Raw genomic sequence first — 20,707 nt, forward strand, 5'->3', positions numbered from 1 at the left:
CGTCCCACCAAGGACGGGGGCACTCTCCCCTTAAAGTACTTTAAGCGCCGCTGAACCTCCGACACGCCGCGACGCCATTCCAGACGAACAGATTTCCCAAGGCCTTTTTGTTCTCATGTCAGACATTCAACTCACAGCTTCCGTAGATTTCTCGCCTATCGAAAAGCAGGCCGAGAGCGCTGGCGAAAAGATTGGTGCGCAACTCGCCAAGGGCATCACAAAGAAGATCGACGATGCGACCACCAAGATCGCGAAGTCCCTCTCCGCCATCAAGGCCGCTTCAAACGCACCCGGCGGTTCCAACTCCCGGCCCGGCACTTCCTCCACCACTCCCACTTCCCCCACTGGCCGTACCGCAGCCGTCGACGCCTACAATCAGCTTGTCGCGCAGGAACGCCGGTACCAAGCCGCCCTCAGTCGCACCGATTCCATGATCCAGCGAATCGGCCGGCAAGGCGACGGCAACGCCCAGATGATCGGCCGCGCTCGCTCAGCGCTCGACGCCTACACGACCACGCTTCGCAACACCGGTACGCGCAGCCTCGAGACCGCCCGCGCTCACGGCACCTTCGCTCGCGAGATGGGCACGCTGAACAGCGAACTCGCGCGAACCAACGGACTCCTTCCGAACCTGTCGCGCGGCTTCAGCGGAACCATTGGCGCCATCAACGCCCTAGGAGCCTCGTACAGAGGCGCGGGCGCAGGCGTAGGCGTTGCAGTGTCCGGACTCGCAAACCTCGCCCAGCGCGCTTCTGCGGGCGCTGAGGGGGCTTCCTTTTTGGCCGGTTCCCTTCGCGCCCTAACCTCCACCACCGCGCTGACGGTCGCGGGTGTTGCCGCGGTTGCCGCCGGTATCTGGACCGTTGCAAGCGCCACCACCGAAGCACATGACCGCGTGTCGCAGCTCACCCAGCGCTTCACCGTCCTGGCCGGTTCCGCCGAAGCCGGGCAAACCGCTTTCGCGTCGCTGGTCACCAGTGCCAACCAGATGGGTATCGGGCTCGAGGACGGCGCACAGGCCTTCAACCGCTTCATCCTCGCCGGCCGCGAGATCGGCATCACGACCAAGGAAGCCACCGGCCTTGCCGACACCTTCCTCAAGCTGGGCCGAATCGGCGGATCAACCACTTCCGAACTGCAATCCGGTCTGATCCAGTTCGGACAGGCTCTCGCATCAGGCAAGCTACAGGGCGATGAGTTCCGGTCCATGACCGAGAACATGCCCCTCATCCTCTCCGCCATCGCCAAGGAACTGGGCACCAGCACGGGCGCCCTGAAGACCATGGCGAGCGAGGGCAAGATCACTGCGGACGTGATGACCAACGCCCTCACCAACGCCGCGAAGGACGTCGACGCCCAGTTCGCCCAGTTGCCGCGTACCGCTTCCGCCATGGCGACGGAGATCCAGAACGAATGGACGCTTCTCCTTGCCGACCTGGATACCGTGTTTGGTGGCTCCACCCTGGTCAAGAACGTCTACGGCTTCTTCCGTGACGCCGTGAAGGGCGCCCGCGCCATGGTCGCGCCGTCGGATGACCAGCGCGCGACCGACCTTGAAGCTGAGATCGCCAAGCGACGGAAAAACATTGAGGACCGGAACAACTCCTTCTGGAAAAGCCCGGCCTTCGACGCACAGGACCGCCAGTACATGGAACAGGCTGAGCGCGAACTCGCCGGCATCCGAAAGCGCCAAGCCGACGCCGCTCAGAAGGAACGGGAATCCGACCTCCAAGCCGCCCTACAGCAGGAACTGAACATCCGGCAGAAGGGGCAGCAGACCATTGCCGATGTCCTGACCAAGACGGACCCTGTCGCCAAGGCTGCGAAGGAACGGGACGACAAGCTCAGCAAGCTCACCGCCGCCCATGTCGCGGGTGTCGATGAGACCCAGTACGCCAAGGCCGTTGCCGCGGTGAACACTGAGTACGACGAGGCTATCGACCGCATCAACAAGCGTGAGAATGCCCTCTCCCGCGAAGAGCGCACCGCCGAACGCGGGCAGAAGGCCCAGAACCGCCGGCTTGCCGATCTCGACTTCGAAGCCGCCACCCTCGTCCGTCTTGCCGATGCCAACCTCAAGGGCGCCAACGCCTACGCTGAGGTATCCCGGCAGATCGAGACCGAGTCGCGTCTCCGCGAGCTGAACCGCCAAGCCAAGGAAGCGGGTATCGACCTCGACCAGCGCGAAGCAAAGGCCAAGCTGGACGCGGCCGACGCGGCTCAGCGCTACAACGATGCAGCCGCCTTCGCTCGCAATCTCGTTACCGAGACCGCCACGCCGACGGAACGCGCCGCTCAGCGGATGGCCGAACTGCAGCGGAACTACGATGAACTTGTCAGGGCCGGTAAGCCGATCCCCAAGGAAATCGAGACCGCCTTTGAGCGCGCCAAGACGGAAGCCCTGTCCGCCAATGACGTGATGGCGAAAGCGTTCAAGAGCTTCGCGACCAGCGCCGAGCATTTCCCCGCGAACGATGATGCTGAGGCCTTTTTTGATTCTCAGATCAAGGAGGCCCTGCAATGAGCGTAGCAAACATCTTCTTCATGCCTGACCGTATCCTCTGCCTTTCCGATACTCTGACCTATGAGTACGGAGAGGAAGACCGGCCGGCATATCTCACCGACCGCAAGACTTACATATTCGGCCGATTCGCTGTCGTCGCGCGGGGTAACGTCCCTGCCTGTCGTGCCGTCAAATCTGCCATGGAAGACTACAGCACCATCGACAGCGTGCTCCGCATCGGACACGACGTGCATGAGTTGATTCTCGACCACAAGCGGACCGAAGCCCCCACCATGGCCGTGGAAACGACCATCATGGGATGGTCGGATGAGAAGGGCGACTTGGTCGCCTATCGCTGGGAGATGCCCCGCGGCCAAGACCGCGTGACCTTCCGCGAGCTTCCCCGCGGCATGTATCTCGGCCCCTCCTTCCTGACCTCCTCCCCACCCATGCCCCCGGACATGGATGACGCACGAATGGTCAAGGTCGCCTTGGCCCAGCACGCCACAGCCCAGAAGCTGGGAGCGAACATGTGCATCGGTGGCGTCATGCACACCACCGAGATCACCGCCGACCGCATCATGCAAAGGATCGTCGGCACCTATCCGGACTATGACAACCATGCAGCCGCTTTCGGCTGTCCCAACGCGGAAGAAGTCAGACGCTTTCGTGAGGAAGTAAGCAAGTGAACTATGGTAACCGAGCGCCGCGCATGGACTACAATGTGCGGTGCTTCCTTGAGGACATGAAGGGCATCTTCGATGATGTAAACATCGACAACGCCGCTCTATTCGCCGACGCCTACGCGATCTTTGAAGCCGACCCTACGCGCGAAGGTGCCACCAAAGCCGCGGAACTCTACGTCTCGACCTTCGCCGAAGTGCTCGACTACCTGATCTCCAAAACCCGCAGCTTAATCGCCGAACATCGGCTGAACCGGTCCCAATGCAACAGAATCGGCATTCACAAGAAGATCGAGAGGTTCGAGCGTCAATCCAGACACAATCTCGAACGTCTCCGCACTGAATTCGTAGATAAGTCCGTAAATGGAACTATGGACCACATGGCAGAAGCGGCCGGCGCATTCTCTAAGATGATGGAAGAAGCCCTCTTCTCCTAACGCACCCACCTAACACAGAAGAACAAACCTATGAACACCAACAACGGGAAGGCTCCGGAAGCCTTCACCGGCGCCGCAACGCGCCTTCAATTCCTTGGCTACGTCAACCGCAAGGCCAAGGCTTACGCCACCCATCCGGACTTCCTGCCGCTGGGCAAGCGAAACGCCTTCCTCCGCGATGTAGCGAACACCGGAAAGTCGATTATCACTCCCCAGCGCTGGGAAAAAATGAAGGACAATCCACAGGCACAGGAACTCCGCGCTAACATCACCCTGGCATGGAGCCGAGATTACTTCCTAGGCGTGCCCTCAGACCTTATTGAGCGGCGCTATGCAATCCATCTCGAGCGCATGTACTCCATGATCTACGATGCCGACCAGACCGACGTTGACCGTCTCGACCTCATCACTGCATGCGCAAGCTTTGTAGTTGAGCGCGGTGCCGAACAAGACCCCAACGCCAGCCACAGCGAGAAGGTCAACGCCGAAATTGTGGCTACCGAATTCCTGACGGATTTCCTTACCCCTGTTATCTGGGACGCGATCAAGGAGGACGCTGCAGCAAAGAACGAACTGGCACTTCTGGCTTTCGATTCCTGTCTGATCGAATGGCAGGACCCAGCCGATAAAATGAAATACTATGCTGAGCAATTCCCAACGCTCAGCAAGCACGCAACCTGGGATCATTAAGTCAATTTAGCAGAGAGGCGCCCTACTCGGGGCGCCTTTTTTGTCACCACATAGCCGTTTGTTTAGCGCACTAAACATCTTCATTTAGCTTCACCTTGCTCTCTATGCTCCTCCGACACTCAGCGGACCTCGCCACAGCAGGGAGGCAATTGGAGCCATGCCACGGAAGAAACTCGACTTCCCAAATTTCCACATGCGCCCCGCACAGAACGGCTACTATCTCATCCGATACAATGAGAACGGCCGGTCCAAGACGAAGTCAACAGGCACGCATGACAAACGCCGCGCTCATATCTTTCTTGACCAGTTCATAGCAAATTACAAAATGCCCAGCGCTTTGCCGAACGCTCTTATTTCCGATATCATCGGATCTTATTGTCGGTATAGGGGCCTACTCATAGCGCGTCCGGAAACACTCCCCTATGTTTTCGCCGCTCCGCTTCGTCTCTTGGGCAACCTACACCATGAGCAGCTAACACAAACCATCATCAACGATTACATCATCCGCCGCGCCGCGGAACCCACACAAGGGCGCTATCCCGCCCGCCACCGCGGCGCCCCGGTCAGCGAAGCAACGATCAGCAAAGAGTTACGGATGGTTCGTGCCGCGCTGAACTGGGCAACCGCCGAAGGCCTCATCGACCGCCCTCCAAAGTTCCGGGTGGAACTGTCTGCCGGCAAGGCACGGGACACGTGGATCACCAAGGCCGAAGCCGCACGCCTTGTCGCCGCTTGCTCTCCGCACATAGCGCTCTTTGTCCGTATCGCATTGGCAACCGGGAAGCGCCGCGGTGCCATCCTTGAACTGACTTGGGACAGGGTCGACCTTAAACGCCCTGGCCATGAGTTCATCGACTTCGGAGACGACGTAGGCAAGAAGCTACGCGGAACGACCCCCATCGCCGGGCATACGCCCCTGATTGACGCTCTCCGCTCCGCTCGAGAATGCGCCGTCACCCCCTATGTCATCGAATGGCGCAGGAAGCCCGTCAGGGACGTCAAGGTAGCCCTTGCCGCCGCCGGCCGCCGTGCGGGCATCCCCCACATCAGCAGCCACATGCTGAAGCACACCGCCATCTCTTGGATGGTACAGGCGGGAGTGCCCTACCCCCGCATCGCCAAGTTCACCAATACGTCGATTGAGATGATCGAGCGCGTCTATGGACATCACGCCCCCAACTTCGCGAAGGAGGCAATCGACGCAGTGAAGTTCTGACATATCGCGTTGTAACTCACGCTGCGCTCGACTTCCGCGTTTTCTCCATCAGTTCCACCAACTCGGACAGAGCGGGAACCGCAAAGTCAACCTTGTCGAGCCACCGCTTACGATTGGGCACTTCTTGCTTTGAGCCATAGCCGTCATGAACGACGCTCGAACCAGAATGACCCGAGAGAGTGTGCTCCATAGTCTCTGGCATGTCTGCATTTCGGCAGGCCGTAATAAAAGAGTGGCGAAGAGAATGGAATACCACCTTTTTGTCAGTGATCTTAACCTTTTCGCGTAGAAGCCGAGCAAATCTCTTTCCATACGCACCCCCAAAATCCCCGCGACTGTCTTGAGACAGAGAATGAAACACCCGGCTGGATTTAGAGGAATGTGCATACGCAACAAATCCCATGCGCAGCGCGCAATCATGGATTGGCATCAGACGCCTACTGTTCGCAGTCTTCAGGGACTTCTCTTCAGCATCCTCATCGTCCGAGTCCGAGAGAACACGAATGTTCATACACCATATGCCATCGACGTTTTGGACATCTGCCTTCTCAAGCTGACATACCTCCTCCCGCCGCGCACCATGCAGAAGCGCAACAATTGGAATCCAAAAGTCATCGGAATTCGGTGACAGCACTTCGGAAACTTTAGAAATGAGTGCCTGCAGCTCATCCTTTTTGAAGTCCCTTCTTGCTTGTTTAACCCGCAACCGCTTCACACGGATACGCTCTCCGACATTATTCTCCACGTATCCATGTTCCCAACCCCATTTTATTATTGTCTTTACCGCAGACATGTGCTTGTTCACAGTGGTTGGGCTAATCTTTGGTAAGTTCAGCTCTCGGCCTCTCTCAATAGCAGTCGCCATGTCAGCGCTCCGAATTTCCTTCCGAGTTGAATTCGGCATGTCGACCAACTTTTCTCTGAACTCGCTGATCTGCAGAGCCGTTATAGAGTCTACGTCCTTGGCACCATAGAGGTCGGTGAACAATTTACATGCATATTTGTATTGGTCGATATGCTGCTGAGGCGCCGCATTTGCCGCACCCCATTTTTCAGCAACTTGAAGCAATGTGAACGACTTCTTTTTTTCAGTTAGCTTCTCGGGCAGTTCAACACCGAGCGACTCAGGCTCAATCTCGACAGCTCTCAATAGCTCTACGAGTTGCTTAGCATCGGCAATGCACTTGGCTTTCCATGCCTCAAATTCCTGCACCCGATTGGCCTTCGCGCCTTCTGGCACGGGGATGGCGAGGTCCTTGGCCAGCATGCCGAACCTTTCCACCACACGCTCAATCGAACGCGCCTCATTGGGACGGATCCGATAGTCAGATGGATTGCTGAGCAGGAACGCCCCGCCATCCAGCAGTTCCGCCGGCACCTTCAATTCCGGTCCGAGAACGCTCTCGACCCCATACTTGAATCGGTCACGCTCATTGAACGAGCGTTGCCGTAGCCGCTGCTTCGCCTGCTCGACGGGGGAGGGACCACGCAGCCGCTCCGCTTGGGCATCGAAGCGCAGGTTTAGCTCAGATGCCTTTGAGAGCGCGACTTTGAGATCGGATGTCCCGAGAGCTTCCTCCCAAAACTCCTTCATCTCCGGATGGAGTCGCCTGACATCCGTCGGCCAGCGTCGCTTGTAGTGCAGACGGTTCCCCTTCCAGATGACGTTGGGAATCCCCGTTCCGCTCTTCTTGCCAGCCATCCACCGCCCCACTGTGTGACGTTTTGTGTGATGGTTTGTGGCACGAAAAAGCCCGCTCGGTCAATGACCTGCGGGCCTTTCGTTAGTTCCCAACTACTTGGGAGTGGTGCGGTCGAGAAGACTCGAACTTCCACGGGTTGCCCCACAGCGACCTCAACGCTGCGCGTCTACCAATTCCGCCACGACCGCATCAGGCTGGTAGTCCCCGACGCTCGCTCGCGCGCCTCATCGGGTGGAGCGGGTAGATATCAGCTTCCCGATGGCCGATCAAGCGTTACAATCATCGTCTGCGAAGAAAAATTCGGAACGGCCCTCCGGCCGCTCCGCCCACACCGCAAGCCGACATCGTTAGAGACCAGATCGAATGACCGTCCCGACCAGCCTGACCGCCAGTCACCCCCAGTCCGACATGCCCGCCCCGCAAGCGATGGAGTGGCGCATCTCCGACGAGCCGGTGCCCTACCCCGACGCCATCGCCGAGATGGAGGCGCGCGTCGAGGCGATCCGCGCCGGCACCGCGCCGGAGCTGGTCTGGCTGCTGGAGCATCCGCCGCTCTACACCGCCGGCACCAGCGCGCGCGACGAGGATCTGCTGGAGGCCGACCGCTTCCCCGTCTACCGCAGCGGTCGCGGCGGCCAGTACACCTATCATGGGCCGGGACAGCGCGTGGCCTACGTCATGCTGGACCTGAAGAAGCGTGGCGCCGACATCCGCGGCTTCGTCCGCGATCTGGAGGAATGGATCATCCGCACGCTCGCCGCCTTCAACATCAAGGGCGAGCGGCGCGAGGGGCGCGTCGGCATCTGGGTCGACAAGCAGCCCTATGGCGGGCTGAAGGGCCAGGAGGACAAGATCGCCGCCATCGGCGTGCGGGTGCGGCGCTGGGTCAGCTTCCACGGCATCGCTCTGAACGTGGAGCCGGACCTGTCCCATTTCGGCGGCATCGTCCCCTGCGGCATCGCCGAGCATGGCGTCACCTCCATCGTGGCACTGGGCCAGCTGGTGACCATGGAGGACATCGATTCCGCCCTGATCGCCGCATGGCCGGAGGTGTTCGGCGGCCCGATGCGGGGGGAGGCGGACGGCGAGGGGTAAGGCTAGTACTTCTTGAACCCGCCGGCGGCCGGAGTGGCCGCCTGGTTGCCGGCGGGATTCACGCGCGGGTCCTGGTTGTCCATCGACTGCACGGTGCAGCCGGTCGAATCGCCGTTGCGGAACAGGTAGATCTTCTTGCGGTCGGCCTTCTTGCCGGGATCGTTCAGGTTCAGCCCATGGCCGAAGGCGACGCCCAGCACCTCGCCCTTGTAGTAGGCGCGGAAACGCATCGGTTCGATCTCGTTGAACCGCAGGGCGGCGCACTCCTTGCTCAGTTCCTTCTCGAACTTGCCGGCCTTGCGCCAGTCGTCCTTGGAGCGGATCGTCATCCACTGCGACGGCAGCGCGTACTGCACGATCGGCGGCGAGATGGGCAGGCTGGCCCCCGGCTGCGGCGGCGCCATGTGGCCCTGCTCCGTCCGCTCCAGCGCACCGGCCAGCGCCGGGGCGGCACCCAGCAGCGTCAGCCCGCACAGCCAGAGGGCTGCCTTGATCGGCGCATCAAATCCGGACATCGAACCCACGCTCCTTGACCTCGCCGACCGGCTTCTCCGTTGCCGGCATGTGTTTTGAAGGCATGGGGTGCATCACTTCCCCCAGCCGTCCGGAGAGCGACAGCGACAGGTCCAGCGCTCCGCCTGCCTCCGGCCCCCCCAGCGGCGACAGCGTCACCGTGCCTTCCAGACCCTGCGGCGGCCCGGACATCGCCCCGGTCAGCATCTCCATGACGCGGCCGAGATCGTCGATGGCGACCCGGTCGGTCTCGACCGTCAGCCCCTTGCCCGGACGGATGGCGGAGCGCAGGGCGCCGAGCATGGCGGCCAGCCCCTCCCCCTTCTCTTCGGCCGGCACCCGCGCCAGTACCAGGGCCGTCTCGTCCAGCCTCACTTCCACATGCCCGTCAGCAAGGGTGAGGCCGATCCCCCGCAGCTCGACCGCCACGTCCTGCCGGGCATCCGTTGCCAGTGGCCGCAACTCGCCGGCCGGTCCATCCAGCGCCATCACGGCAGCCCCGCGCTCCGCGGTGCCGAAGCGGGCAACGAGCGCGGCTTCGGCAGCAGCGGCATCGCTCCGGTCCATGCCGAAGGCGGTCAGCAGCCGAGCCAAATCGCGTGCCAGCGCCTGGATCGCCGGCCCCAGCCGGTCGGCAAAGTCGGCAACCGGCGGTTCGGACGGCCGCGCCGACACATCCTCCGCCGCATCCGGCCCCAGGCTGAGGCGAACGGCGGGGTCGCCGCGTCCCGGCGCGGAGGGAGTTTTTGGCGGCGGTGAAGCCACGGGCGCGCGGACAGCCTTGCCCTTCGCCTCCGCCGCCTTGGCGAAGACGCCGGTGAGCATGGCCTTCATGTCGGCCACATCCGGCTTTCTGGCGGTCATCCAGCCACCGTCCCCAAACCATTTCGCCCCGAACCTCTCAGGGGCCAGCATGCCGCCGTCATGGTTAGCGGAACGCTAATGCGCGACCTTACGCCGTCGGCCGCTGCTCGAAACCGACCATGCCGGGGTCCTGCTCCGGTTCGGACACCACGTCGCGGACGATGGCCGAGGGCGGGCCGCGGCGGCAGGCGTCCAGCATGCGGTCGACGGCGTCGGCGGGGCCGGCGAACAGCGCCTCCACCGTGCCGTCGCTGCGGTTGCGCACCCAGCCGGTCAGGCCGAGAGCCCCCGCCTGATCGACGGTCCAGCCGCGATACCACACCCCCTGCACCCTGCCCTGGATGCGGACGCGCACCGCCTTGCGATCAACGGCGGTCATGCGGCGCTCCGTTTGCCCTGTTCCTCGTCCAGCAGGGCCTTGCGGGACAGCTTTCCGATCATGGTCTTGGGCAGCTCCTGGCGGAATTCGACGACTTTCGGCATCTCGATGGGCGACAGCTTGTCCTTCAGGAAGGCGATCAGTTCCTCCGCGGTCAGGCTCTTGCCGTCGTCCAGCCGGACATAGGCCTTCACCGTCTGGCCGCGATACTCGTCCGGCAAGCCGGCCACCACGCATTCGGCGACCGCCGGGTGCAGGTAGATCGCCTCCTCCACATTGCGGGGATAGACGTTGAAGCCGCTGCACAGGATCATGTCCTTGATGCGGTCGACGATGGTGGTGTAGCCGTCCTCGTCCATCACCCCGACATCGCCGGTGTGCAGGCGGCCGTCGACCAGCGTCTGCGCCGTCTCGGCCGGGCGGCGCCAATAGCCCTTCATCACCTGCGGCCCGCGGATGCAGACCTCGCCCTTCTCGCCCGGCGGCAGGACCCGGCGCGGTTCCTCCAGGCTGACGATCTCGACGACGGTGCCGGGCAGCGGCAGGCCGATGGAGCCCTTCTTGTCCGAATGCAGCACCGCCGGATTGACGGTGGCGACGGGCGAGCATTCCGACAGGCCATAGCCCTCCACCAGCGTGCAGCCGGTGGTGCGCTCGAACGCCTCCTTTACCTCCAGCGGCAGCGGCGCCCCGCCCGACATGCAGAAGCGGATCGACGAAAGATCGAACTTCTCCAGATGTTTATGGTGGTTGATCGCGGTGTAGATGGTCGGCACGGCGGGGAACAGGGTGATGCGTTCCTTCTGCAGGGTGCGCATCACCTGCTCCAGCTCGAAGCGCGGCAGCAAGACGATCTCCGCCCCCAGATGCAGGCCGAAATTCATCACCGCGGTCATGGCGAAAACGTGGAACAGCGGCAGCACGCCAAGCATGCGCTCCTGCGCATCCTCGGTTCCGCCCTCCCCCGGCTTGCGCTCCTTCGCCGCGTACCAGGTCGCGCACTGGATGGTGTTGGCGTAGAGGTTGGCGTGGGTCAGCATCGCGCCCTTCGGCACGCCGGTGGTGCCGCCGGTATATTGCAGCACCGCGACATCCTCCTGCGCATCGAGGGCGACCGGAGTCGGCCGGCCGTCGTTGGCGATCAGTCTGGCGAAGGGGATGTGGCAGTCGTCGCGCGGGATCGCCGCGATCTCCGCCTTCTTGGCGATGGGGAACAGCCAGTTCTTCGGGAAGGGCAGGATGTCGGCCATGCGGCAGATGACCAGCCGCTTCAGCCCGGTCTCCTCCAGCATCCGCGCCATCTTGCCGTAGAGCAGCTTCAGGTCCAGTGTGACCATCAGGTCGATGTCGCTGTCGCCGATCTGGTGGACCAGTTCGCGCTCGGCATAGAGGGGGTTGAAGTTCACCACCGTGCCGCCGGCCTTCAGGATGGCGAAGAAGGCGATGACGTAATAGGGCGTGTTGGGCAGGAACAGCCCGACCCGCGTGCCCTTCCCCACCCCGATCGCCTGGAAGCCGCGGGCGGCGCGATCGACCAGCCGCCCAAGCTCGCGATAGCTGGTGCGCTTGCCCAGGAAGTTCAGGCAGGGCTTGTCGCCGTGGCGGTCAACCGCGCCTTCCAGCAACTCGGTCAGCGGCCGGGCCGGGATGGGCATCGCCCAATCCACCGTCGGCGGGTATGAGGCCAGCCATGGATAATCGGGCAGCTTGCGGGCAGCGTCTCCCATGCGCGGTTCCTCCCCTGAATTCCTGGTCCCGGTGGCCGGTTTCGCCCGGCACCGCCGCCGCCCTGAGTCTACGCCGGGAAGCGGGGGATTGTCCCCTGGAGAGGAGATGGGATCGCCGCCATCCGGAACAAGCAGCCATCTTGCACAAGCAGGAGGTGTGCTGCCCTATCGCACGCCGCGCAGCCGGTGCAGCACCTCCACCGCCATCCATTCGGCGAGGTTTCCGTCCTCGCCATCCAGGAAGACCGCGACGGAGACCGGGACCGGCCCCGGCGCATGGAAGGCCGCGGGCGTGACCCCCGGCCCACCGCCGGTGTGGCCCCAATAGGGTCCGGCCACCGGGTCCAGCTCCACCATCATGCCGAGCCCATAGGACGGCTCGACCCAGGGCCGCCCGCCCATCGGCCCGCCGACCGGAAGCCCGTCCCGCATCCGCCGCAGCAGCGCGTCAGGCAGATAGTCCTCCGTCAGGCCGTGGATGAGGCGGCAGGCATCCGCCGCCGTCATCGCCGCCACCCCATGCGACACCCAGCCGGGATGATAGGCCTCCGCCACCGGAGCCCCGCCGAAGTTCGGGCTCGGTCCGAAGAACAGCCCGTCAAGGTCGGACCGGTCGCGCAGAAGCGACGCGCTGGACAGGCCGAGCGGGCCGAAGACCTCGCGCGCCAGCAACTCCGCCAGCGGGGCGCCGCCCGCCCGCTCCAACAGCCGGCCGATCAGCAGATAGCCGATGTTGGAATAGGCGAAGCCGCCGACCGGCGGTCCTTCGCCCTGCGCCACCCCGCAGCGCGCCAGGAACTCGTCGCCGCTCCAGGGCTCCGCGCCGGCCGCGACGGCGGCATGGTAGTCGGCCCGGCCGCCATACTCGGGCAGGCCGGCGCGGTGGGTCAGGATCTGCGCCACGCTGACCGACACGGGCCGCCCGGCCAGTTCCGGCAGCCAGCGCTCCGCCGGCCCGTCGAGATCGACCACGCCGCGCGCGGCCAGCCGCAGCACGGCGGCGGCAAGAATGGTCTTGGTCAGGCTGTAGACCAGGGCGCGCCGGTCGGCCGGATCAGCCGCCGACGCACCGCGCACGGGCTTCCGCCGCAGCACCAGCGTGCGGACCGGCTCCGCATCGGCCCCCCGGCCACGGACGAAGGCGACAATGGCGGTCGCGGCCGGAGCGGGGCTTGCGCCCTCTTCCCCCAGCAGGCCGGTCAGGGCGGCGGTCAGCAGGCCCAGTTCGGTATCCGCGCCCGCCATTTTGTTCTTGTCCATTGCTCGCCCACTCCCGCTACCCGTCCTGTTTGTCACCACAGATAAGAAGGCACTCACAAGGCAAAGGAAAATCGGGTCCGCTCCTACTGGGGCGCCCCGCAGGTGGGCCGTTAACCACAACTGTCAGCTGTCACCCGATGCCGGCCTGCTGTATCCTTATGAAACCGCCCCCATGGAGGGCCGTGCCATGCCTGTGATGGACGCCGACCAGCGCCGCAAACTGGAAGACCAGCTGCTTCGCAAGGCGGAGGAAGCGATACGGACCCTGCGCCGGGAGGCGGAGACCGGCGACCCCGCCCGCGTCGACTCCTTGGCGGAGGGAATGGCCGGGCTGCTGAAGACCCGGGAATTCCCCAGTCTGCGCGCCGCCGAGTTCCGCGAGCTGACCCGCGCCATCCAGCGCGGCGCCTATCAGCGCAGCGTCGATTCGCTGCTGATCCAGGCCGAACGCTGCGGCCATCGGGGCGACGAAAAGGGACGCAACGCGCTGCTGACCCAGGCCAAGGACCATTTCGCCAAGGCCCTGCGCTTCGGCGCCGACGACGAATTCCGCCACGGTGTCGAGCGGCGCGTGCAGGCGACGCTGATGACCAGCAAGGACGGTGTGGACGACCGCACCAAGCAGGCGGCCAAGCACAAGCTGGACCAGCACGACGTCGGCGCCAAGCCGCCCAACGGCTTCGAGCGCCGCCGCGCCATCCGCTACATGGATCCGGTCCTGGCGGTGGAGGCGGAGGGGCGGCGCTGCACCACGATCAACTGGTCGACCCGCGGCCTGCTGGTCGATCTGCCGCCGGAGGAGTTCGCCCACGCCGTCGGCGGCAAGCTGCGGCTGGAGCTGTATTGCCCCGAGATTCCGGAGACCGTCGGTCCCGATAAGATCAGCCATCGCGTCGGCGGCCGGCAGATCGCCCATGTGGTGCGCCTCGACCCCGACCGCCGCGCGGTGGCCCTGTCCTTCCCCGACATCAGCACCGTGATGCTGGACCTGATACACGCCATGAAGGAGGCCGGCATCAAGCCCGAACCGGAGCGCTGACGTCCTCAGGCCTGCACCGCGCCGTCCACCGCTGCCCTCAACCACCGCCCTCAACCACCAATAAAGCGCCCGTTATGGCCACGGCGCAGCGGATGTTCGTCCGGATCGGCGACGGGGAGCAGGCCGCTGATGCGCGCGCCCGCCTCGGCCGGCAGGCAGAACAGGTTGATCCCCATGCCAAGCCCGTGGATCTCCGTGCCGTTGTCGACCAGCCCATGGCCGAAGATCGCCTCGGACCGGCCGGCGAAGTTGGCGGGATTGTGGAAGGCGGGCAGATACCAATAACAGGCATAGCCCAGTTCCCCCAGCAGGCGGATCAGGGCCGCCGACTTGTCCGGCCGGTCATTCTCCACATAGAGGACCGGACGGTCGCGGGCGATCAGGCCGCGCGCGCCCGCCAGAACCTCGGCCTCCATCCCCTCGACATCGATCTTGATCAGACGGATGCGGCCTGCCCCGTCAGGAGCCAGACCATCCAATCGGTGAACCGGCACCGGCCGGTCGCCGTGCAGGGCATCCAGCGACAGCGCGCCGTAATTGCCCTCCGCATCCATCGCCACGCCGGCAAGATGCAGCACCCCGTCGGCGGCCCCGGCGGCGGCCAACATGCCGTCCGCCCAGTCCAGCCCGTTCAGCGCCAGATTGCCGCACAGCAGCCGATGGTTGGCGTCGATGGGCTCCAGCGCCAGGACCCGGCCGGTGGGGCCGACCAGACGGGCCAGCGCCACCGTGTGGGCGCCGATGTTGGCGCCGACGTCGATCACCCGGTCCCCCGCCCGGACGCACTGGCGGAACAGCGCGACCTCCTGCTCGAAATACTCGCCGTAATAGTCCAGCGACCGGCCGACGACGCTGTCGGTGCGCCGGTACATCATCAGGCCATGCCTCGCCCTGACCAGCCCGACCGGCCCCGCACCGCCCAACAGATCCTCCGCCATCGCTCCCCCCTGCATTGCCCATTGGCTGCATTGCCGGCGGAAGTGTAGCGGAGCCGGTCCCACACGTCACATCACGCCGATCCCGCTGGGCGCCGTCACGGCATGTTCCTTCAGGATCGCTTCGGAGATCGCCGACACCTCGATCAGTTGCACCTCGTAGCCCCACAGGTTGGCGATGTGGCGCAGCACCGCCTTGGCGTCGCTCTCGTCCAGCAGCACGCCGTTGGTGACGCGGTGCTGCAGGATCAGCTTGCGGTCGCCGGCAAGGTCGACGTCGACGATCTGGATGTCCGGTTCCAGGTAGCCCAGGTCGTACTGGCGGGCCAGCTTCTTGCGGATGTCGCGATAGCCGCGCTCGTTGTGGATGTGATCGACCAGCAGATAGGGGTCCTCCGCGTCGTCGCGCACGCTGAACAGCTTCAGCTTCCGCATCAGATGCGGGCTGAGATATTGCAGGATGAAGCTTTCGTCGCGGAAGTTGGCCCAGGCCTCGCGCACCGCCGCCATGCCGTCGCCGCGGCCGGCGAGGTCGGGGAACCACTGGCGGTCCTCGTCGGTCGGCTTCTCGGCGATGCGGGCGATGTCCTGCATCATGGCGAAGCCGATCGCATAGGGGTTCAGGCCGGAGAAGCGCTTGTCGTCGAACTCCGGCTGGAACACCACCGACGTATGCGAGTGCAGGAACTCCAGGAAGGCGCCTTCGCTGATCTGGCCGGTCTCGTGCAGGCGGCTCATGATCTGGTAATGGACGTAGGTGGCGCAGCCCTCGTTCATCACCTTCGTCTGTTTCTGCGGGTAGAAATACTGGGAGATGTGGCGGACGATGCGCAGGATCTCGCGCTGCCAATGCTCCAGCCGCGGCGCCTTCTTCTCCAGGAAATAGAGGATGTTCTCTTCCGGCAGGCCGAGCAGCTTCTTGCGCTCCGACACCGACTTGGCCGGACGCTGGCCGGCGGCCGGCTTCGGCACCGTGCGCCACAGATCGTTGAAGGTCTGGTCCTGGTATTCCTGCCGCTCGCGCTCGCGCCGCTGCTCGGTCCGCAGGTCGGAGCGCTTCTTCGGATACTTGTGCACGCCCTGGCTCATCAGCGCATGGGCGGCGTCCAGCACCCGCTCCACCGCGGCGTGGCCGTAGCGTTCCTCGCAATGGGTGATGTAGGTCTTGGCGAATTCCAGATAGTCCAGGATGCCCTGGGCATCGGTCCATTGCTGGAACAGCTGGTTGTTCTTGAAGAAATGGTTGTGGCCGAAGGCGGCGTGGGCGATCACCAGCGTCTGCATCGTCATGGTGTTTTCTTCCATGATGTAGCTGATGCAGGGGCTGGAGTTGATAACGATCTCGTAGGCCAGGCCGCGGTAGCCCTTGCGGTACATCATCTCGTCGCGGGCGAAATGCTTGCCGAAGGACCAGTGCCGGTACATCAGCGGCATGCCGATCGACGAATAGGCGTCGAGCATCTGCTCGGCGGTGATGACCTCGATCTGGTTGGGATAGACGTCGAGGCCCATCTCCTTCAGCGCGATGTGCTCGACGGCGTCGTAGACGCGCTTGATCTTGTCGTAATCCCACTCGACGCCGTCATACAGCAGCGCGTCGGGTCTGGTGATCACAGCCGTCATTCTCGATCTCCCCCTACCGCCCCGGCCCCCCAAAACGGGATGGGGCGGTGATTTCCCTTTGTCCCCTTACGCCCCCGCCTTTTCGCGGGCGAACAGCTCGCGGAAGACCGGGAAGATCTCCCGGCGGGAGCGGACACGGCGCATCGCCAGCGGGCGTTCCGGGCTCTGCACCTGCTTGTAGGTACGCCACAACTCGGTTTCGCGGCCCAGCGCCGACAGGCCCATGTTGTGTTCCGCCGCCACCTCGATATAGGCGAAATACTGGCACATCGGCAGGATCACGTCGCGCAGCAGGGTCGACGACTTGGCGTTGTCCGACGACATGTTGTCGCCGTCCGACGCCTGGGCGGCGTAGATGTTCCATTCATTGTGCGGATAGCGGTCCTGCACGACCTTCTGCATCTCCTCCAGCGCGGTCGAGACCACGGTGCCGCCGGTTTCGGTGGAGTAGAAGAAGGTTTCCTCGTCGACCTCCTTGGCCTCGTGGGTGTGGCGGATGAAGACGATGTCGACCGCGCGGTAGCGCCGCCGCAGGAACAGGTACAGCAGCATGAAGAAGCGCTTGGCCAGATCCTTCATGTGCTCGGTCATCGAACCGGACACGTCCATCAGGCAGAACATCACCGCCTGGGCGATCGGCTTCGGCACCGATTCGAACCGGTTGTAGCGGACGTCGATCGGATCGATGAAGGGAATGCGCTTGGATCGCAGGACGATGTGTTCCAGCTGTTCGCGCAGCGCCTGGATCTGGTCGGCATCCTCGCCGGCCTCCTCGGCCTCGCGCAGCATCTCCTCCAGCTCGCGGATCTCGTCGCGCTTGGGGCGCTTCAGCGCGATGCGGCGCGACAGGCTGTTCCGCATGGTGCGGACAAGATTGAGGTTGGCGGGCGATCCCGACACCGAATAGCCGGCCCGCGTCAGCGTGTGCGATTCGGACTGCTTGACCTTCTGCTTCACCAGATCGGGAAGCTCCAGATCCTCCAGGAAGATGTCGAGGAATTCGTCGCGCGACAGGACGAAGCGGAACTCGTCCTCGCCCTCGCCGTCGGCGCTGCCTTCGCTTCCACGGCCGCCACCGCCGCCGTCCGGGCGCTGGATGGTGTCGCCTTCCACATATTCCTTGTTGCCGGGCACGACATAGTCGCGCACCCCGCCTTGGGCAGCGCGGTGGAAGGACGGTTCGCGCACCCCGCCGGCAGCGATCGTCACCTTCTCGCCGTTCTCGATATCCTGGATGCCCCGTTTGCCCGAGGCGTCGCGGACCGCCTTGACCACCTGTTCCTTGGCACGGCGAAGGAAGCGCTGGCGGTTGGCCAGGCTCTTGCCCTGCGGGTTCAGGCGACGGTCGATGATGTTCATCAAGGGGCTGGCCCTCCCACCCGTTTCGTCACGCGGCCTTCGAACTCTGACAGCATTCTATGACAGTGGGGTCGCCGCAGGGCGTTGCAACACCCCGCCCCGCGGCAATTATGCACCCCCGCAGTCTACTGAACTCAGCCCGCCTGCTTCACCCGCATGTACCACTCGACCAGCCGGCGGACCTGCCGCTCGGTGTAGCCGCGCGTCATCATGCGCGAGACGAACTCGGTGTGCTTCTTCTCGGTCTCGCCGTCCTTCTTCGAGCCGAAGCTGATGACCGGCAGCAGGTCCTCGACCTGGCTGAACATCCGCTTCTCGATGACCTCGCGGATCTTCTCGTAAGAGGTCCAGGACGGGTTGCGTCCGGCATTCGCCGCCCGGGCGCGCAGGGCGAACTTCACCACCTCGTTGCGGAAGTCCTTCGGGTTGGCGATGCCCGCCGGCTTCTCGATCTTGGTCAGCTCCTGGTTCAGCAGCTCCCGGTTCATCAGCTGGCCGGTGTCGGGATCCTTGAAGTCCTGATCCTCGATCCAGGCGTCGGCATAGTCCACGTAGCGGTCGAACAGGTTCTGGCCGTAGTCGGAGTAGGATTCCAGATAGGCCTTCTGGATCTCGTTGCCGATGAACTCGGCATAGCGCGGGGCGAGTTCGGCCTTGATGAACTCGACGTACTTCTTCTCCGTCTCCTCCGGGAACTGTTCGCGCCGGATCGCCTGTTCCAGCACATACATCAGATGGACCGGATCGGCCGAGATCTCGGTGGAGTCGTAGTTGAAGGTCGAAGCCAGCACCTTGAAGGCGAAGCGGGTGGAAATGCCGCCCATGCCCTCGTCGACGCCGGCCTGATCCTTGTACTCCTGCATCGACTTGGCTTTGGGATCGGTTTCCTTGACGCTTTCGCCGTCATAGACCCGCATCTTGCTGTAGAAGCTGCTGTTCGGATGCTCGCGCAGGCGCGACAGCACCGAGAAGCGGGCCAGCATCTCCAGCGTCGCCGGGGCGCAGGGGGCCGTCGCCAGATCGGAACTGCGGACCAGCTTCTCGTAGATCTTCTGCTCCTCCGCCACCCGCAGGCAGTAGGGGACCTTGATGACGCAGATGCGGTCGATGAAGGCTTCGTTGTTCTTGTTGTTCTTGAAGGTCTGCCACTCCGCCTCGTTGGAGTGGGCCAGGATCACGCCCTGGAAGGGGATGGCGCCGATATTCTCGGACCCGACATAATTGCTCTCCTGCGTCGCGGTCAGCAGGGGGTGCAGCATCTTGATCGGGGCCTTGAACATCTCGACGAATTCCAGCATGCCCTGGGTCGCCCGGTTCAGGCCGCCGGAGAAGCTGTAGGCGTCGGGATCGTTCTGGCTGTAGATCTCCAGCTTGCGGATGTCGACCTTGCCGACCAGCGACGAGATGTCCTGGTTGTTCTCGTCGCCCGGCTCGGTCTTGGTCACGCCGATCTGGCGCAGCTTGCTGGGATGCAGCTTCACCACCTTGAAGCGGTTGATGTCGCCGCCGAATTCGTCGAGGCGCTTGACCGCCCACGGGCTCATCAGCCCGGTCAGGCGGCGCTTCGGGATGCCGAAGCGTTCCTCGAGTTCGTCGCCGATCTCGTCCGGGTTGAACAGGCCGAGCGGGCTTTCGAAGATCGGGCTGATCTCCTTGCCGGCCTTCAGGACATAGATCGGGCACTTCTCCACCAGCGATTTCAGCCGCTCCGCCAGCGACGACTTGCCGCCGCCGACCGGGCCCAGCAGGTAGAGGATCTGCTTGCGCTCTTCCAGGCCCTGGGCTGCGTGCCGGAAGAATCCGACGATCCGTTCGATCGTCTCTTCCATGCCGTAGAACTCGGAGAAGGCGGGATAGACCTTGATGGTCCGGTTCATGAAGATGCGGCCAAGCCGCGGGTCGCGGGCCGTGTCGACCACCTCCGGTTCGCCGATGGCGGCCAGGATGCGTTCGGAGGCCGAGGCGTAGGACATGGGGTCGTCGCGGCACAGCTGGAGATAGTCCATCAGGGACATCTCGGTCTCGCGGCGGGTCTCGTAATTCTGCGTGTAGCGCGTGAACAGTTCGTCGGCCGGGAACATTCGTCGCTCCGTCTTATCTGGTCCGATGCGCCGGGGCGCCGCCGGTGGCTGCGGCGGCAGGCCGCGGCGCATGCCGCGATCCATGGGGCACTCCAGGGAAGACGCGGACCTCGTCGGGTCCACAGCCTCCCCGCTCAGCGGTAGAAGCCAGCGGTCTGGTGTAAGGAACGGTCCTGTGAAGGCCGGGAGCCGTCCGTCCTGCGACGCGGCAACCCCCGAACGAGTCATTTTTGAATGTAATGCTCCACCTAGAGCTTTCCAGGCACTCAGGCTCCATAGCCGGAAAGCCCGCCGTGAAGCCGTCCTCAGCCATAGGACCTAGGTCCCACGGCCAGTGTGGGTGCGACGAGCGCACCTGCTCAACCAACGCGCGTGTTGGCCGCGCGTGCGGCGGAAGGTTCGGCGATTGGACTGTGACGGTATTGAAGAGAGACGGCGTGTATCCGGCGGCAGTCGTCGTTGCCCGTCCGGTCGGGGAGAGTTGCCCAGTGCTGGTCGATCCATTGCGGTTCGATCGGGCCCTCTTGATCACGCCATCGGCCTCCTCAAGCAAGCGCGCCGCCTCGACCAAGCACGGCGCAGGGATTTACCGTCGATGCT

The 20,707-nt window shown here is 63.8% G+C and carries 17 protein-coding genes and 1 tRNA gene; 7 read left to right on the forward strand and 11 right to left on the reverse strand.

Features of this window, described 5'->3' with window-relative positions:
• Positions 1–115 precede the first annotated feature (115 nt).
• The 5 genes from FZ938_RS00135 to FZ938_RS00155 all read left to right on the forward strand — a co-directional run bounded on the left by FZ938_RS00135 (position 116) and on the right by FZ938_RS00155 (position 5,529).
• Entirely contained in the window at positions 116–2,524 is a 2,409-nt protein-coding gene (locus tag FZ938_RS00135; protein WP_149196711.1) for a tape measure protein, read from the forward strand.
• Complete coding sequence (locus tag FZ938_RS00140; RefSeq protein ID WP_149196712.1) at positions 2,521–3,192, forward strand: hypothetical protein; 672 nt, start codon at positions 2,521–2,523, stop codon at positions 3,190–3,192. The genes FZ938_RS00135 and FZ938_RS00140 overlap by 4 nt, the downstream gene beginning before the upstream one ends.
• 23 nt (positions 3,193–3,215) lie before the next feature.
• Entirely contained in the window at positions 3,216–3,623 is a 408-nt protein-coding gene (locus FZ938_RS00145) for a hypothetical protein (protein WP_211101024.1), read from the forward strand.
• A gap of 30 nt (positions 3,624–3,653) precedes the next feature.
• Complete coding sequence (locus tag FZ938_RS00150; protein WP_149196714.1) at positions 3,654–4,313, forward strand: hypothetical protein; 660 nt, start codon at positions 3,654–3,656, stop codon at positions 4,311–4,313.
• Between the two features lie 157 nt (positions 4,314–4,470).
• A complete protein-coding gene (locus FZ938_RS00155) occupies positions 4,471–5,529 on the forward strand; it encodes a tyrosine-type recombinase/integrase (protein WP_149196715.1) in 1,059 nt (352 codons plus the stop codon).
• 16 nt (positions 5,530–5,545) lie between these two features.
• Here FZ938_RS00155 and FZ938_RS00160 read toward each other — a convergent pair whose 3' ends face one another.
• Together FZ938_RS00160 and FZ938_RS00165 are read right to left on the reverse strand one after the other, a co-directional pair.
• Positions 5,546–7,231 (reverse strand): site-specific integrase, encoded by a 1,686-nt coding sequence (locus tag FZ938_RS00160; protein WP_149196716.1) that lies wholly within the window; start codon positions 7,229–7,231, stop codon positions 5,546–5,548.
• A gap of 104 nt (positions 7,232–7,335) precedes the next feature.
• Positions 7,336–7,420, reverse strand: a tRNA-Leu gene (locus FZ938_RS00165).
• A 220-nt stretch (positions 7,421–7,640) separates the two neighbouring features.
• On the opposite strand from FZ938_RS00165, the gene lipB reads away from it, so the two are divergent.
• Positions 7,641–8,327, forward strand: coding sequence for a lipoyl(octanoyl) transferase LipB (gene lipB, locus FZ938_RS00170; protein WP_149197629.1), 687 nt, complete (start codon positions 7,641–7,643; stop codon positions 8,325–8,327).
• 2 nt (positions 8,328–8,329) lie between these two features.
• On the opposite strand, the gene FZ938_RS00175 is transcribed toward lipB, so the two are convergent.
• The 5 genes from FZ938_RS00175 to FZ938_RS00195 all read right to left on the reverse strand — a co-directional run bounded on the left by FZ938_RS00175 (position 8,330) and on the right by FZ938_RS00195 (position 13,070).
• A complete protein-coding gene (locus FZ938_RS00175; protein ID WP_149196717.1) occupies positions 8,330–8,842 on the reverse strand; it encodes a hypothetical protein in 513 nt (170 codons plus the stop codon).
• Entirely contained in the window at positions 8,829–9,704 is an 876-nt protein-coding gene (locus FZ938_RS00180; RefSeq protein WP_149196718.1) for a hypothetical protein, read from the reverse strand. Before FZ938_RS00180 ends, FZ938_RS00175 begins: the two co-directional genes overlap by 14 nt.
• 88 nt (positions 9,705–9,792) lie before the next feature.
• Positions 9,793–10,083 (reverse strand): acylphosphatase, encoded by a 291-nt coding sequence (locus tag FZ938_RS00185; RefSeq protein WP_149196719.1) that lies wholly within the window; start codon positions 10,081–10,083, stop codon positions 9,793–9,795.
• A complete protein-coding gene (locus FZ938_RS00190) occupies positions 10,080–11,810 on the reverse strand; it encodes a long-chain-fatty-acid--CoA ligase (protein ID WP_149196720.1) in 1,731 nt (576 codons plus the stop codon). Before FZ938_RS00190 ends, FZ938_RS00185 begins: the two co-directional genes overlap by 4 nt.
• 165 nt (positions 11,811–11,975) lie before the next feature.
• Positions 11,976–13,070, reverse strand: a complete 1,095-nt coding sequence (locus FZ938_RS00195; RefSeq protein WP_246457543.1) for a serine hydrolase domain-containing protein — start codon at positions 13,068–13,070, stop codon at positions 11,976–11,978.
• Between the two features lie 187 nt (positions 13,071–13,257).
• On the opposite strand from FZ938_RS00195, the gene FZ938_RS00200 reads away from it, so the two are divergent.
• The gene (locus FZ938_RS00200; protein WP_149196721.1) at positions 13,258–14,109 is read left to right on the forward strand and encodes a PilZ domain-containing protein; all 852 of its coding nucleotides are present in this window, start codon (positions 13,258–13,260) and stop codon (positions 14,107–14,109) included.
• Positions 14,110–14,159: 50 nt separating this feature from the next.
• Here FZ938_RS00200 and FZ938_RS00205 read toward each other — a convergent pair whose 3' ends face one another.
• From FZ938_RS00205 to FZ938_RS00220, 4 genes are all read right to left on the reverse strand, one after another.
• Positions 14,160–15,047: an FkbM family methyltransferase gene (locus tag FZ938_RS00205; protein WP_246457545.1), complete on the reverse strand. Its 888-nt coding sequence runs from the start codon at positions 15,045–15,047 to the stop codon at positions 14,160–14,162.
• 66 nt (positions 15,048–15,113) lie between these two features.
• Positions 15,114–16,667, reverse strand: a complete 1,554-nt coding sequence (locus FZ938_RS00210; protein ID WP_149196723.1) for a SpoVR family protein — start codon at positions 16,665–16,667, stop codon at positions 15,114–15,116.
• 66 nt (positions 16,668–16,733) lie between these two features.
• Positions 16,734–18,026 (reverse strand): YeaH/YhbH family protein, encoded by a 1,293-nt coding sequence (locus FZ938_RS00215; protein ID WP_149197631.1) that lies wholly within the window; start codon positions 18,024–18,026, stop codon positions 16,734–16,736.
• A gap of 134 nt (positions 18,027–18,160) precedes the next feature.
• Positions 18,161–20,107, reverse strand: coding sequence for a PrkA family serine protein kinase (locus tag FZ938_RS00220; RefSeq protein WP_149196724.1), 1,947 nt, complete (start codon positions 20,105–20,107; stop codon positions 18,161–18,163).
• Positions 20,108–20,707 lie beyond the last annotated feature (600 nt).

The organism is Azospirillum oryzae (genome assembly GCF_008364795.1).
Lineage (GTDB): Bacteria > Pseudomonadota > Alphaproteobacteria > Azospirillales > Azospirillaceae > Azospirillum > Azospirillum oryzae.

Coding starts and splice junctions, on each gene's coding strand:
- FZ938_RS00135 (WP_149196711.1), top strand. CDS start 116: ATGTCAGACATTCAACTCACAGCTTCCGTAGATTTCTCGCCTATCGAA.
- FZ938_RS00140 (WP_149196712.1), top strand. CDS start 2,521: ATGAGCGTAGCAAACATCTTCTTCATGCCTGACCGTATCCTCTGCCTT.
- FZ938_RS00145 (WP_211101024.1), top strand. CDS start 3,216: ATGGACTACAATGTGCGGTGCTTCCTTGAGGACATGAAGGGCATCTTC.
- FZ938_RS00150 (WP_149196714.1), top strand. CDS start 3,654: ATGAACACCAACAACGGGAAGGCTCCGGAAGCCTTCACCGGCGCCGCA.
- FZ938_RS00155 (WP_149196715.1), top strand. CDS start 4,471: ATGCCACGGAAGAAACTCGACTTCCCAAATTTCCACATGCGCCCCGCA.
- FZ938_RS00160 (WP_149196716.1), bottom strand. CDS start 7,231: ATGGCTGGCAAGAAGAGCGGAACGGGGATTCCCAACGTCATCTGGAAG.
- lipB (WP_149197629.1), top strand. CDS start 7,641: ATGCCCGCCCCGCAAGCGATGGAGTGGCGCATCTCCGACGAGCCGGTG.
- FZ938_RS00175 (WP_149196717.1), bottom strand. CDS start 8,842: ATGTCCGGATTTGATGCGCCGATCAAGGCAGCCCTCTGGCTGTGCGGG.
- FZ938_RS00180 (WP_149196718.1), bottom strand. CDS start 9,704: ATGACCGCCAGAAAGCCGGATGTGGCCGACATGAAGGCCATGCTCACC.
- FZ938_RS00185 (WP_149196719.1), bottom strand. CDS start 10,083: ATGACCGCCGTTGATCGCAAGGCGGTGCGCGTCCGCATCCAGGGCAGG.
- FZ938_RS00190 (WP_149196720.1), bottom strand. CDS start 11,810: ATGGGAGACGCTGCCCGCAAGCTGCCCGATTATCCATGGCTGGCCTCA.
- FZ938_RS00195 (WP_246457543.1), bottom strand. CDS start 13,070: ATGGACAAGAACAAAATGGCGGGCGCGGATACCGAACTGGGCCTGCTG.
- FZ938_RS00200 (WP_149196721.1), top strand. CDS start 13,258: ATGCCTGTGATGGACGCCGACCAGCGCCGCAAACTGGAAGACCAGCTG.
- FZ938_RS00205 (WP_246457545.1), bottom strand. CDS start 15,047: ATGGCGGAGGATCTGTTGGGCGGTGCGGGGCCGGTCGGGCTGGTCAGG.
- FZ938_RS00210 (WP_149196723.1), bottom strand. CDS start 16,667: ATGACGGCTGTGATCACCAGACCCGACGCGCTGCTGTATGACGGCGTC.
- FZ938_RS00215 (WP_149197631.1), bottom strand. CDS start 18,026: ATGAACATCATCGACCGTCGCCTGAACCCGCAGGGCAAGAGCCTGGCC.
- FZ938_RS00220 (WP_149196724.1), bottom strand. CDS start 20,107: ATGTTCCCGGCCGACGAACTGTTCACGCGCTACACGCAGAATTACGAG.